Origin of the sequence: Methylosinus sp. Sm6 (genome assembly GCF_019802345.1) — a bacterium.
In the GTDB taxonomy this organism is placed as follows: Bacteria; Pseudomonadota; Alphaproteobacteria; order Rhizobiales; family Beijerinckiaceae; genus Methylosinus.
Genome location: NZ_JAINDZ010000038.1, coordinates 1 through 14,061 on the forward strand (window position 1 = coordinate 1; position 14,061 = coordinate 14,061).

9 protein-coding genes are annotated in these 14,061 nt (G+C 62.2%); 3 read left to right on the top strand and 6 right to left on the bottom strand.

The features are described from left to right. Positions 1 to 17: 17 nt before the first annotated feature. From K3F48_RS19560 to K3F48_RS19570, 3 genes are all read right to left on the bottom strand, one after another. Positions 18 to 3,185 carry an efflux RND transporter permease subunit gene (locus tag K3F48_RS19560; RefSeq protein WP_222577126.1) on the bottom strand — a complete coding sequence of 1,056 codons (3,168 nt, stop codon included), beginning with the start codon at positions 3,183 to 3,185 and terminating at the stop codon, positions 18 to 20. Further along, positions 3,182 to 4,714, bottom strand: a complete 1,533-nt coding sequence (locus tag K3F48_RS19565) for an efflux RND transporter periplasmic adaptor subunit (RefSeq protein WP_222577127.1) — start codon at positions 4,712 to 4,714, stop codon at positions 3,182 to 3,184. Before K3F48_RS19565 ends, K3F48_RS19560 begins: the two co-directional genes overlap by 4 nt. A gap of 91 nt (positions 4,715 to 4,805) precedes the next feature. Next, positions 4,806 to 5,213, bottom strand: coding sequence for a hypothetical protein (locus K3F48_RS19570; protein ID WP_255609421.1), 408 nt, complete (start codon positions 5,211 to 5,213; stop codon positions 4,806 to 4,808). A 461-nt stretch (positions 5,214 to 5,674) separates the two neighbouring features. Between K3F48_RS19570 and K3F48_RS19575 the strand changes: the two genes are divergently transcribed. From K3F48_RS19575 to K3F48_RS19585, 3 genes are all read left to right on the top strand, one after another. Further along, positions 5,675 to 6,328, top strand: coding sequence for a DUF433 domain-containing protein (locus K3F48_RS19575; RefSeq protein ID WP_246722017.1), 654 nt, complete (start codon positions 5,675 to 5,677; stop codon positions 6,326 to 6,328). Then, the gene (locus tag K3F48_RS19580) at positions 6,325 to 6,744 is read left to right on the top strand and encodes a DUF5615 family PIN-like protein (RefSeq protein WP_222577128.1); all 420 of its coding nucleotides are present in this window, start codon (positions 6,325 to 6,327) and stop codon (positions 6,742 to 6,744) included. The genes K3F48_RS19575 and K3F48_RS19580 overlap by 4 nt, the downstream gene beginning before the upstream one ends. Positions 6,745 to 7,123: 379 nt before the next feature. Further along, positions 7,124 to 8,002, top strand: coding sequence for a hypothetical protein (locus tag K3F48_RS19585; protein ID WP_222577129.1), 879 nt, complete (start codon positions 7,124 to 7,126; stop codon positions 8,000 to 8,002). Here K3F48_RS19585 and K3F48_RS19590 read toward each other — a convergent pair. Genes K3F48_RS19590 through K3F48_RS19600 form a run of 3 tightly spaced genes read right to left on the bottom strand, consistent with a single transcriptional unit; the run spans position 7,997 to position 14,059 of the window. Continuing rightward, positions 7,997 to 9,208 carry a GIY-YIG nuclease family protein gene (locus tag K3F48_RS19590; protein ID WP_222577130.1) on the bottom strand — a complete coding sequence of 404 codons (1,212 nt, stop codon included), beginning with the start codon at positions 9,206 to 9,208 and terminating at the stop codon, positions 7,997 to 7,999. The genes K3F48_RS19585 and K3F48_RS19590 overlap by 6 nt on opposite strands. Then, a complete protein-coding gene (locus tag K3F48_RS19595; RefSeq protein WP_222577131.1) occupies positions 9,201 to 11,282 on the bottom strand; it encodes a DEAD/DEAH box helicase in 2,082 nt (693 codons plus the stop codon). The genes K3F48_RS19590 and K3F48_RS19595 overlap by 8 nt, the downstream gene beginning before the upstream one ends. Next, entirely contained in the window at positions 11,279 to 14,059 is a 2,781-nt protein-coding gene (locus K3F48_RS19600; RefSeq protein WP_222577132.1) for a DNA methyltransferase, read from the bottom strand. Before K3F48_RS19600 ends, K3F48_RS19595 begins: the two co-directional genes overlap by 4 nt. Positions 14,060 to 14,061: the final 2 nt, after the last annotated feature.

The following is a 14,061-nucleotide window of genomic DNA, read 5'->3' on the forward strand; positions in this document are numbered from 1 at the left end:
CGTCACGGGATCGAGCGTCAATTCCGAGCCGGACGGCCGCGTGCTGCTCGGCCTGCGTTCGAAGTGACTCCGGCGCGAGGCAAGCGGAAGCCCTTGACGAGCGCATAGATCGCCGGAATGACGACGAGAGTCAGCATGGTCGAGGAGGCCATTCCGCCGATCATCGGCGCCGCGATGCGCTGCATGACCTCCGAGCCCGCGCCATGGCTCCAGAGGATCGGCAGCAGGCCGGCGATGATGGCCGTGACCGTCATCATCTTCGGGCGCACCCGCTCGACGGCGCCGAGCATGATCGCCTCATGCAGATCGGCGCGCGTGAAGGCGCGCCCCTGCGCGGCGCGCTCGGCGGCGATCTCTTTCATGGCCTGATCCAGATAGATCAGCATGACGACGCCGGTCTCGGCGGCGACGCCGGCGAGCGCGATGAAGCCGACCGCCGCCGCGACCGAGAGGTCGAAGCCCATGAGCCACATCGCCCACACGCCGCCGACCAGCGCGAAGGGCAAGGACGCCATCACGATCAGCGTCTCAGTCAAGCGACGGAAATTGAGATAGAGCAGCAGGAAGATGATCGCGAGCGTCAGCGGAACGACGACTTTCAATCGCGCCTCGGCGCGCTGCATATATTCGAACTGCCCGCTCCAGGTCACATAGGAGCCAGCGGGAAAAGAGACTGATTGCGCCACGGCTTTCTGCGCCTCGGCGACATAGGAGCCGAGATCGCGGTCGCGCACATCGACGAAGACATAGACCGCGAGCTGGCCGTTCTCCGTGCGGATCGACGTCGGCCCGCGCATGAGCTCGATCCTCGCGACCTCGCCCAGCGGAACCGCGCCGCCACGCGGCAGCGGCACGAGCACTTCTTTCGCGATCGTCTGCGGATCGGAGCGGAACTCGCGCGGATAGCGGATGTTGACGCCATAGCGCTCGCGCCCTTCGACCGTCGTCGTGATCGTCTCTCCGCCGAGCGCGGTGGCGATCACCTCCTGCACATCGCCGATCATCAGATTATAGCGCGCGAGCGCCGGATGATCGGGGACGATGTCGAGGAAATAGCCGCCGTTGACGCGCTCGGCATAGGCGCTCGCCGTGCCGGGAACGCGCTTCAGCACGACCTCGACCTGCCGCGCGACGCCTTCCATCTGCGCGAGATCACGGCCGAAGATTTTCACGCCGATCGGCGTACGAATGCCCGTCGCGAGCATGTCGACCCGCGCCTTGATCGGCATGGTCCAGGCGTTGGAGACGCCGGGAAACTGCAAGGCGGCGTCGAGCTCGGCGACGAGCTTGCTCGTCGTCATTCCCGGCCGCCATTGATCTTTCGGCTTCAGGCTGACGACCGTCTCGAACATTTCGAGCGGCGCCGGATCGGTCGCGGTCGCAGCGCGCCCGGCCTTGCCATAGGCGGACGCGACCTCGGGAAAAGATTTGATGATGCGGTCCTGCGTCTGCAGCAGCTCGGCCGCCTTGGTGACCGAGAGGCCGGGCAGCGTCGTCGGCATATAGAGCAGAGTGCCTTCGTCCAGCGTCGGCATGAACTCGCCGCCGAGCTCGCGCGCCGGAACGATCGTCGCGACGATCGCGAGAAATGCGAGAAGGATCGTCGCCGTCTTCGCCTTCAGCACGCGCGCGATGATCGGGCGATAGAGAAAGATGAGCGCGCGGTTGATCGGATTTTTCGCCTCCGGCACGATGCTTCCGCGCACGAAGACGACCATCAGCGCCGGAACCAGCGTCACCGACAGAAGCGCCGCCGCGGCCATGGCGAAAGTCTTCGTATAGGCGAGCGGCGCGAACAGCCTTCCCTCCTGCGCCTCCAGCGTGAAGATCGGCAGGAAGGACACGGTGATGACGAGCAGGCTGAAGAACAGCGCCGGCCCGACCTCGCTCGCCGCCTCGATCACTACGTCGATGCGGGGCTTTTCCGGCTGCGCTCGCTCCAGATGCTTGTGCGCGTTCTCGATCATGACGATCGCGGCGTCGACCATCGCGCCGATGGCGACGGCGACACCTCCGAGGCTCATGATGTTGGAGCCGAGCCCGAGCGCCTTCATCGCAGCGAAGGCGATCAGCACGCCGACTGGCAGCATGATCACCGCGACGAGCGCGCTGCGCAGATGCAGCAGGAACACTGCGCAGACGAGGGCGACGATGACACTCTCCTCGAAGAGCGTTCCACGCAGCGTCTCGATCGCCGCATGGATGAGCTGCGAGCGATCATAGACGGTCGCGATCTCCACGCCTTGCGGCAGGGCGGGCGCGAGCCGGGCCAGCGCCGCTTTCACATTGTCGATCACGCTCAGCGCATTAACGCCGTAGCGCTGCAAGACGATTCCGCTCGCGACCTCGCCCTCGCCGTCGAGCTCGGTGACGCCGCGCCGCTCGTCCGGCCCGAGCTCCACGCGCGCGACGTCACGCAGCAGCAGCGGCGTGCCATTCTCCGCGCGCAGGCCGATATGCTCGATATCGGCGGAACTCTTCAAATAGCCGCGGCCGCGCACGATGAACTCGAATTCGGAGAGCTCGACCGTGCGGCCGCCGACATCCGCGTTGCTCGCGCGGATCGCCTCGCGCAGCTGCTTCAAGGAGACACCGAGCGCGCGCAGCCGATTCGGATCGGCGACCACATTATATTGCTTGACGAAGCCGCCGACGCTCGCGACTTCCGCCACGCCTTCGGCCCTGGAGAGGCCGTAGCGCAATGTCCAATCCTGGAGCGAGCGCAGCTCGGCGAGCGTCATCTCCTTGGCGACGAGCGCATATTGATAGACCCAGCCGACCCCCGTCGCGTCGGGACCGAGCGCCGGCGTCACGCCTTGCGGCAGCTTCTTGGTCGCGGCGCTCAAATATTCGAGCACGCGCGAGCGCGCCCAATAGAGATCGACGCCGTCCTCGAAGATCACATAGACGAAGGAGACGCCGAAGAAGGAGAAGCCGCGCACCACTTTGGAGCGCGGCACGGTCAGCATGGCGCTCGTCAGCGGATAGGTGACCTGGTCCTCGACGACCTGCGGCGCCTGTCCCGGATATTCCGTGTAGACGATCGCCTGCACGTCGGAGAGATCGGGCAGCGCGTCGAGCGGCAGCGTGCGCAGCGCATAGGCTCCCGTCCCGATCGCGAAAGCGGCGCCGAGAAAGACGAGGACGAGATTGCGCGCCGACCAGGCGATGAGACGGGAGATCATCGCGCCCCCTCCGCTCCGGCGAGGGTTTGCAGCGCCGCCCGCAGATTGCTCTCCGAATCGATGAGGAAATTGGCCGCCGTCACCACGCGGTCCATCTCGTCGAGGCCGCTCCGCACCTCGACGAATCCTTCGCCGCGCCGGCCGAGCATCACCTCGCGCGGCTCGAAACGCCCATCGCCCTTGTCGAGGAGGACAAGCGCACGCTTGCCGGTCTCGATCACCGCGCTCTCGGGCGCGGTCACGATCTGCTCGGCGTCGCCGACCAGAATCGCCGCCTCGACATACATGTCGGGCCGCAGGGTCAGATCGGCGTTGGGCAGTTCGATGCGCACGCGCGCCGTGCGCGTCTCGCGATTGATCTGCGGATAGACGACCGTCACATTGCCGGCGAAGACGCGATCCGGCAGGCCGCGCGCTCTGATCTCGACGGCTTGGCCGACGCGCAGACGCGCATAATCCTGCTCAGCGACATCGACGAGCGCCCAGACCACCGAGAGATCGGCGATGCGGAACAGCACCTGCCCGGCCTCGGCCTTCATTCCGTCGACGGCGTTGCGCTCGAGAATGACGCCATCGCGCGGCGCCGGCCAGGAGACGCTCGCCGGCACGCGCCGGCTGCGCGCGATCTCGGCGATGAATTCCGGCGGCGCGTTCAGCGTCTCGAGCTTCCTCCGCACGCCGTCGAGCAATCTCGCGTCGCCCGTCTGAGAGCCTGCGAAAACCAAATAATCCGCCGCCGCCGCGGCGATGGCCGGAGAATAGAGCCTTACCAGCGGCTGGCCTTTCGAGACGCGCGCGCCGGTCGTGGCGTCGGCGACCTTCTCGACGAAAGCCTCGGAGCGCGTCGCGACCACGGCGACGCGGCGCTCGTCGACCTGCACCGCGCCGGGCACGCGAATCTTGGCGACGAGCGGCCGACGCCTCACGAGTTCCGAGCGCACGCCCGTGCGCTGGATTTTTCCGGGCGCGATGCGCACCGCGCCATCGGCCTCGGCCTCGTCGCCCTCATAGACGGGCGTGTAATCCATGCCCATCGCATCCTTCTTCGGCGCCGGCGAAACATCGGGCAGCCCCATCGGATTGCGGTAGTAGACGATTCGCTTCGCACGCGGCTTCGCGGAGAACTCGGGGAGGACGGCGCGCAGATCGGCCGGCCGGACCGGCAGATAGTCCATACCCATGCCGTCCTTTCGCGGGCCTGCGGAAATATCGTCGCCGCCCATCGGATCGCGATAGAAGAGCGGCTCCTCGCGCGAGGCCGCGAGCGGATCGGGAAGCTTTCCGATGAACGGCGCGATCTGCGATCGGCGCACCGGCAGAAAGTCCATTCCCATCTCGTCCTTGCGCGGATGGCGCGAGACCTCGCCGCCGCCCATCGGATCACGATAGAAGAGAATGGGATCGTCGTGCGCGGCGGCCGTGATCGGGCGACCCGATTGGGCCGCGTTGGAATGGAAAGCGTGAAGCACTGACACGGTCACGCTCGCGGCGAGCGCGAGCGCGCCGAACAAAGGCGCGAAAGGAGGCATGATTTCGATCTCCAGCCGCAGCGGCGGCGGATTGCGTTGAAGCTCACGAAGCCGTCGCGCCGCGTGAGCGGCGGAGCCGGCGAATATGGCTTCAGGCGATCGGAGGTCGAAGGTCCGGAGAACCGGCCAGGGAGGCGGGATCGACGTCGCTCGCGGCGACGATAGCGACCACCGCGGCGAAGACCGGCAGGCGGAAGAATGCTTCGATTGGGCCGGCGACTGGTGGGACTTGGCCGCAAGACACTGCCGCGCAATCATCGGCGCTTTGGGCGCCGTGATCTCCGACAGCTTTATGGCAATCTTCCACAGCCGCGGCGCTCATACCATCGCATCCGCGATCGGCGCGCGGAGCCGCTCCCCCGCCAGCCAGCAGCGAAGCCAGCACGAGGATGGGAAGAAGCGCGCGGAGCAGACGAACCATGATCTTTTTTACCAGCGGGATGCGAAAGCGTAAACCCGACGCCTCCACATACGGCGAGATAGCGAGCGTTGGATTCAACTGCTGCTTGCTCTATGCCGCGTGCACGACATAATCTGAGGAGAAAAGAAACGCCCCGCCGCGTAGTCTACGGTCGGGGCGTCTCGCTTGCTATAGCTCAGGGGGAACCACAGCCTTCCAAAGATAAGGTGCAGATTTGGGGGGTCAAGGGATCCGTCCCTCGCCTTCGCCTGCATCCATGGCAAGCGGGACGCCCTTGTCCCGACTGAATTCCCAACCTTGCCAAGGTTGGGGTCGAGGGTTCGAATCCCTTCGCCCGCTCCAAAAATCATCTAGAAAATTAGAGTGTTACGATAGGGCCGCCGTAAGGCGGCCTTTCGCTTTCCCGATGTCGTGTCCACATGGTGTCCACCCTAGCGGGCGTGGACATCTTGCTCGTGTCCGGCTGACGACCGTTTCATTGAAGTCGAGGCCTCGCCGATATATATTCCGATCTATCGGAAGATTTAATGGAGGGCGTCATGGGTTCTGTCACGGACATGCTGAAGCCGTCTGAGGCTGCGGTGGTCGCCTGCGTCGCTCTCCGCGATGTCAATCGGGTCATCGACGAGCACATCCTTCCCGAGGGGTTCTTTTCGCTTGATGATGGCCGGCGCGTCACAGCGACAGCCTGCACACTCATCGCGTTCTACTTCGATAGCGCAAAACACCTCACCTCCGAAGAGCGCCTCTTCGCGATCCGCGAGGTGGCGTCGCGCCTCCACAGGTTCCGCACTCGCGCCCTTGCATCCCTGATTGAAGAGGATTGGACCGTGCGGGACGAATTTCTCACCATCGACCTGGCGCCTTTCGTCCGGCGGACCAAGGAGCGCATGGAGCGTCTAGCAGCCGCCCGCGAGATCGTCGTATCCGATCCAGACGTGCTCGGAGGTGCCCCGGTCGTGCGTGGCACGCGCGTTCCCGTTCATGACGTCGCCGCCTCCGTGGCGGCCGGCCTCAAAATGGATCGCATTCTCACGGCCTATCCCTCCCTCGACTCGGACAAGGTCGAGCTTGCGGCGATCTACGCCGAGGCAAACCCTACGCGGGGTCGCCCCAAGGCGAGTGACGAGCTTCCCAAAGGTGCGGCCATCGTCGCCGACCGACGGGTCCCTCGCAGCAGGAAGGCGGGATGAAGTTCTTGATCGACGAGTGTCTGAGCCCCGAGCTGACCAAACTCGCGCACGCCAAAGGACACGGCGAATCGTCCCACGTCGTCTGGCTCAGCCGAGCCGGCCTGAAGGACTGGGAGCTGAAGCCCATCATCCTCGGTGGGGATTGGACCTTTGTCACCAAGAACTCTGTCGACTTCCGGGGCCCGGCGAAGCAACCGGGGGCGAAGGGACAGTACGCTGACGTCGCCCTCCACGCTGGACTTGTCTGCCTCAACGGGCCATCAGGCATGGATCTGGACATGCAGATCGAGCTTTTCGAGCATGCGCTCGATGAACTCGGAGCCGATGCTGACCTCGTGAACCAAGTATTGGAGGTCACCTGGGAGGAGGACGCTTTGCACATCTGGCGCTATGAACTTCCAGCGGTTGAATCATAACGCTAGTCTGTCAGGCGCATGGTCGGACGAGGCCGTGCTGAGCACGGTGCGGGACCTCGTACCGCCATCCATCGTCGAGCAGTGCTGGCCGATCAAGGCGAGGATCTCCCCTCAGTCGCCGAAATCGCCAAAACATCCGTCCTTCCCGAGCGTCCATACCCCCGCGGCGCCGCCGATCCGATCCGATCCGAGCGCCACGTCGAAAACTCGCTCGCGACGGTCAGGCGCAAGCTGCCAACAATCGCCCTTGCGAAAACCTTGTCCCGATGTCCATGCTGTCACAGGCCGAGGTCAACCCGCGTCTCCCGTCTGCGCTTGTGACGCCATAGAAAGTCTGTCTTAGATCGCCGGCAGATGGAGAACCTTTCCGGGAACCGTTATGCAGCATGAAGGCGATTTCAGCTTTGTCATCGATTTTAAAAAGGGATCTGGAAACCCCCGCCGGGTCTTCGACGCCGCCAGCGCACTGATAGACGCCTTCCAGAGCCTCGACCGGGCGGTCCTTCCGACGCTCGACGGAAAAATCGAGACCTCGCTCGTCCTGGAGGACGTGGCGTCTGGTTCCCTGCGCGTTCGGCTCGCCAACGCCCTGCGGTCGGTCGACGAGGACGCTTTGAAGTCGGGCGACTGGAAACGGCTCGCCGGCGGCTTCGCGAACGGCGTCCGCCTTCGAGCCATTCGCTACCTGGACAAGGAAGAGGACGCCCAGCCGCGGCTCGGCGAGTTCAAGAAAGATATCCTGGCCGACGCCGTGCAGACCGACGTCCGACACCTTCCAGACTATGCGCCGCTGCACGACGGTCGCCTGATAGCGGCCCTCGACAAGCTTCAAAGGGCGAAGGCGGAACTCGAGGTGGGGGACGGACTCGTCGTCGAGATCGGGAAGAGCGAATACACCGTCGACCTGAAGGAGACATGGCTTCCGAGCGAGACGCTCAAGACCGTTCCCGCGCAGCCCATCGAGAAGGAAAACATTCTCGAACTGGTCCTCACCGTCCGGCGCCCCGACATGCTGAAGGACACAATGTGGCAATTCATGCACGGGAAGAGCAACGTCAGCGCGGCGATGAGGGACGAACCGTGGCTGGACGAATACCATGCCCGCAAGATTCCGATTTATCCCGGCGACGCCCTTTTGTGCACGGTTCGCGTCGTCTACTCCTACGATGAAAAGGGCGAGTTGATAGACCAGCGGACGGAAGTCATAAAGGTCCACAACGTGATCCCCGGCAGCATTCAGGACGACCTTCCGCTATAAGTCAGCGATCCTTTCGATACGCTTCAATGAAGCGCTGGCTAGATCGTATTCAAAGTCGACGATGGTCCTGTCCTCGATCCTGTGAACAACCTCGTCGATGACCGGCAAGGGAACGAGGAACCATTCCTGCGGCCTCACCGGTTTCTCGAAGCGATCTTTCAATTCGAGGTCGAGGCGCGCCGCCGAAAAGAAGCGGTGGATGAGATTCTCCAGCCTCGACCTGTTGATATGGAAGAGCCTGTATGTCGCGACGACCTCGACGCCGGCCATCAGGAATGTCGGATCAACCTCGGCATTCGAGATCCTCTTCTCGACGTCGTTGCCGGTAACGCCGATCTTATGCAGCACCGCGCGCTTGGAGGCGATCCCCGGATCGCTCGATTTGCTGCGGAGCACGTAGATCGTTCCGCTCTCGTCGCCCGACGGTAATTCCGGGGCATCATCGTCGTCATCCTCGTCGAAGAGCGGGCCGGCTCCCGGGGCGGTGACGCGGCGCCCAGCCCCGTCCTTATAGAGCGCACGTTGGAACGAGCGCATGAGCCCGTGACTCTCCGTTTTATTATCGAAAATGACGCGCAGCTTGGCGTTGCGGCGGTCCTGCTCGGTGAGGAACTCCTCGCCGATCTTCGCGACGTAGGCCATCTGTCCGCCGAGGACGAAGAACTCGCCTTCCTTGATCTCGGCATCGCGCTTGAAGCGTCTGGTCCGTCGGGAGCCCTGGTCCAGATCCTTCTTCACCCGCTCGAACAATGCCTTGACCTCGTCAAAGTCGGCGCACGGCGTCCGTCTCGCGACCTCCTCGGCGGCATTGATCTCGACGTACGGCTTCACGTGCTTGAGTGTTGTGATGCTGTCGGGCTGGTCCTCGATCTCCAACTCCGCCAGAAGCGCCTCGTCGTCCTCGAGTTCGGGCGCCTGATCGGTATCCACGCCGCCGGAGAGAAGTCCGAACTCGTCGAGCAGGGCGAGGAGGGCGTGGAACTCGCCCTGATCGCGTAGACGGTCGAGACGTACGGCGTAGAGGCGCTCGAAGATGTCGCGATCCTCGCCATGTGACGGGCGCCTTCCGTGCTCCCTTACGAAGCGAACGATGTCCTCGAAGCCTGCGATGACGCGTTCCTGAAGGGGCGTGTACGCGCCAACCTCTTTCTCCTCGTCCGATATTTCGAGGGCCGCGAGCAGCTCATCGTCGTCCATGTCATGCATCGGTGGACTCGGCTTTCTTCGCATCGGCCATCATTTTCGCGAACGCCAGTCTGCCCTCGGCCAGCTTCTTCTCCCAGGCATCCTGCGACGAGAGTTCCGGCCAACGATTGCGTTCGTTTTTGAACCGAACGGCGCGCTTGGCGAGGTCGCGCGCCTCTTCGAGCGGCAGCTTGATCTTCCTGGCCGCGATGATCTCCTCGACCTGTTTGAGACTGTGCTCGCTCATGCGCTTCGAGAGGATCGAGTATGCCGTCTGGAAGGGGTTGATGCTGTCGATCAGATCGATGTCCAGATCGCGAACGTTGACGAACTGCCGCACCCCCTGGAGTAGCGCAAGGTTGGCTTTGGGTTCCCCGTCGCCTCGGCTTGCCGCATTCGCCTCTATCGCCTTGGCCTGCTGCGTCAGATTCAGCGCCGCGACGGCGTGCTGGCGGACCGCCTCCTGATCGCCGTCGTCCAGTTCGGGATATCGCTCGCGCACGATGGCGCCCATCCGCAACTGCGTCAGCTCCTCGGGAATGGTGCCCTCCCGGTCGAACATCCCGCGCTCCGCAGTGCGCTTGTCCTGGACGAAGGCGGCGATAACCTCGTTGATGTCCTCGGCGCAGATGCGCGTCGCCTCGGGGCTCTGCGGCATCGTCAGCCCCTTTATCTCGATGTGGATCTCGCCGGTCTGCTCGTTGAAGCCGACGTTCGGAGCGTTCTCCTTATAGCCTCCCTCGCCGTAGTCGTATCCCTCCTGCGGGCCGGCGTCTTTGGGCGTGAAATTGTAGCGGGGCGCCATTACCTGCTCCATCAGCAGGCTGGCTGCGATCGCTTTCAGAGTGTCGTTGATGGCCCCGGCGACGGCCTCTTCCGAGGCGTCTGGCTCGGCGATCAGGTTGGTGAAGCGCGCAGTGGATTTCCCCGGCGCATCGCGGGTCGCTCTGCCGATGATCTGGATGATCTCGGTGAGACTGGCCCGGTAGCCGACCGTCAGCGCATGCTCGCACCAGATCCAGTCGAAGCCTTCCTTGGCCATGCCGAGGGCGATGATGATGTCGACGTGGCCGCGGTTGTCGCGCTGCGCGGGATCCTTCAGGGCGCCGATGACCCTGTCGCGCTTGGCGGGATCGTCCTCGACGAGATCCGCGACTTTCAGGATGCCGCCGTCGGGACGCTTGATCAGGTGGAATCCCGTGGACGGATCTTCTCCCTGCCATTCGCCCAGCGCGTGCATGATCTCGTTGGCCTCCTCGATCTTTCCACGCATCGTGCTCTCGCGCGAATTGACGTTGGGGATGTGCACGATCGTCTTCAGCGACGGGTCGAGCACCGCCATGATCGAGTCGAGATAGCTGCCCGAATAAAAGAAATATCCGAGGTCCAAGCTCTTCAGATGTTCGTAGCCATTTAGCTGCTCATAATAGGTGTAGGTGACCGGCACGAATTTGGCTTCGTCTTCCGGCGCGAGGACGGGCACGGCGTCACCACGGAAATAGGATCCCGTCATTGCGACGACGTGGACCTTGTCGCGCGCGATGATGTCGCGGAGCTGCGCGCCGAGCCGGTTGCTCTGGTCGGCGCTGACGTGGTGGAACTCGTCAATGGCGATCAGACAGCCGTCGAATGCCTCCATGCCCAGGTCCTCGATGGCGAAGCGGAACGTCGCGTGGGTGCAGACGAGGATATTGTCTTCGCTCTTTAGGAAGTCACCGACCGCCTTGACCTTCGACGGCGCGACCTTGCCGTTGTCGTCGCCCGGCGCGTTGCAAAGGTTCCACTTCGGCGCCACCGTCCAATCCCAATAGAACCCGTATTTCGAGAGCGGCTCGTCAGCGAAACTGCCCCCGATGGATCGCTCAGGAACCGCAATGATGGCCTTTCGGATTCCTTGATTGTTGAGCTTGTCCAAGGCGAGGAACATCAGCGCGCGGCTCTTGCCCGACGCTGGCGGCGATTTGATCAGCAGATACTGCTCGCCGCGCTTCTCGTATGCGCGCTCCTGCATGACGCGCATGCCGAGTTCGTTGGCCTTCTTCGACGCGCCCGTGCGCGCTGCTTGCATAGAGACGGAGGGAAGGGAAGCGGTCATGAATTCGCCTTCGATTTCTTCGCCGCCTTGGCCTTCGGGGAGCCCGCCCCCTGCGCCGCGGTCATTTTGGTGTAAAGATCAAACAGCTTTTCGAGTCGTTCCGTGTCGTTCTTGAAGCGGCGCCCGATGTAGATGCGCTCGAGCGTCTCATCGTTCTTCTCATGCGCTCTTCGCAGATCCTCGGGCATCGTCTCGGGATCGTAGAGGTCGGCGATGGTGGCCGGGAAATGGTTCTCGCGGGCGAGCAGGATGTCCTCGGCGCAGCGCGTCAGGTCGGCCTTGTTTTTCTCGGTGAGCATAGGGACTGGAAAGGTATTCCAGCCGATTTTGTTGCCATACGAGAAGCGCATTTCAAGTCGCGAGCAAACTGTAGCGATCCATATCAAGTGCAAACGAGACGCTAGTATAGCCATATTCCACAAAGGCTCATCGTAAATTGCAAAGCATTTGTCGCCAATGACAGGGCCTCTCTCGAAGAAATCAACAGGAAGGTATGGCCTATTCTCGGATGATACCCTAGGAACGATAATTGCCCTTTCCCCGCCCGAGGCGGAAAGTTGTACAAATTTATGAGGTTGCGAGGCATGAGCTCTAGTAGACGGTGCTTTACTGCTTGAGCGGAAGGTTCTGACTTTGTCTAAAATTTGGCCTACCATTGGGTAGTTTTTTGCTTCTTCGACTTCTGCTTCCTCCAACCAAAGGCAAGCGCGTGGCCTGGAATGAATAATCTCTTCCGATCCGAAAAATTTTCTAATAAAATGTCGGGGGACAGCATGACGCTCGAAAAGCAGTCGCGCCCGATCCAACGACATGATCAAGTTGCCGCCGTCTTTAGCCATGTTCCCCAGATACATTATACCAAGTTCGGAAATTGGAGAGTTACGCTGAGTGACAACCGCCGTCGAACCCGGAATTAAATAGGGGCCAATCACATCGACACGGCGGGCTTCAGAGCCGGAGAATATTATAGCCCCTCGTTCGTCCTTCGACAGTCCAACAATAACTACGGTAACGCCCGCATTATCGCTTGCGAGATTGGACCATTTGAAGGAGGTGTGCGCGAAAACTATTTTCATTCCTGCTTTAAACAGAAGGGGCCAAAGGAGCGCAACTTGCTCACCTTGACAAATAGAATTCGTAGCAACAAAAGCTGCAGATGCTCTGGTCGAATTGCAGAAATGAGATGCCTTTATGAACCAATTAGCAACATAGTCTAACGATGCATATGAGCCTGTATAAGCAGCAAAAACGTGCTCAGTATCGCTCCGCTCGTCATTTTCTTTCTTGTTGCGTCCTTTGTAAGGCGGATTCCCGCAAATATAAGTTTCCCCGCCTTCGTTCTCGAAATCGATCTGCGCCTGGTCGAGCGGCGTATGAAATAGGTCGTCGGCATGGTGCTTCACCCCTGTCCCGGTGGGAGGGCAGATGCTCTGCCAGTCGAGGCGCAGCGCGTTGCCGCAGGTGATCCAGTTCTGCGCGTCGAGCGGCAGGAACTCGGCCAAAGCCTCTTTCTGGCCGCGATAGAGGACGTCGCATTGGTATTCGGCGATGATGAGGGCCAGCCGTGCGATCTCCGCGGGGAAGTCGCGCAGCTCGATACCGCGGAAATTGGTGAGCGGGATGTCGCTCTTGCGTCCCTCTTCGCCTCGCTGGCGGTTGATCTCTGCCTCGATCGCCCGCATCTCTTTGTAGGAAATGACGAGAAAGTTGCCCGAGCCGCATGCCGGATCGAACACGCGAATCCTCGAGATGCGCTTGCGGAGGTTCAGCAACATGCGTGGATTGTCGCCGGCCTCCTCGAGCTTCGCCCGCAGGTCATCCAGGAAGAGCGGATTGAGCACCTTCAGGATGTTGGGCACGCTGGTGTAGTGCATGCCGAGCGCGCCGCGCTCTTCGTCGTCGGCGACGGCCTGGATCATCGACCCGAAGATATCGGGGTTGATCTTCTTCCAGTCCAAGTTGCCGATGTGAAGGAGATAGGACCGTGCGATGCGGCTGAATCGGGGAACGTCGGTGTCGCCCGAAAATAGGCCGCCGTTCACATAGGGGAAGGCGTCGGCCCAGCGCGGAACCCGGGCGCTCTCACGCTCCGCCGTCTTCGTATTCATGGCGCGGAACAGCTCGCAGATCACCTCGTGGGTGTTGGACGAATCCTTCTCGCTCATCGTCTCGATCGTGGAGGTGAACAGCCTCTCCCGGCAGAAGATGTCCGTGTCCTCCGCGAAGAAGCAGAATATCAGCCGCGCCATGAAGTGGTTCATGTCATGGCGGCGTTTGGCGGCCCCCCATTCGGGATTGTCCTTCAGCAGTTCGACATACAGCTTGTTCAGGCGACTGGTGGCCCGGATGTCGAACGAGCTTTCGCGGATCTGCTTGACGGTTGTGATCCCCGCGAGCGGCAGGAAGAAGCCGAAATGGTTGGGGAAATCCGAATAGTCGCAGGCGACGGTCTCGCCCGTGTTCAGATCCTCTGCCTGGAAGTCGGCGCCGTCGGTCGCGAGGATGAACTTGACCTTCGCAGATGCAGTCTTTGGGCTGTTCCTGAGCGCCGTTAGCATCGCGCCGACTTTGCCGTCCGTGCAGGCCGCGAGATGGATGTTGTTGCGCTGAAGAACGCCTCCCGTGACGTCCGAGGCATTGGACGAGCCGCTGCGGAGCCGCTTGAGCGTCGTCTCCTTGTTGCCGAAGGCGGCAAGGAAAGCGTATGGGAATTCAATGGGGTCGAACGGAGCGGCGGCAAGCGTCGAGACGGCTTCCTCGATTTCTACAGCATTCATTT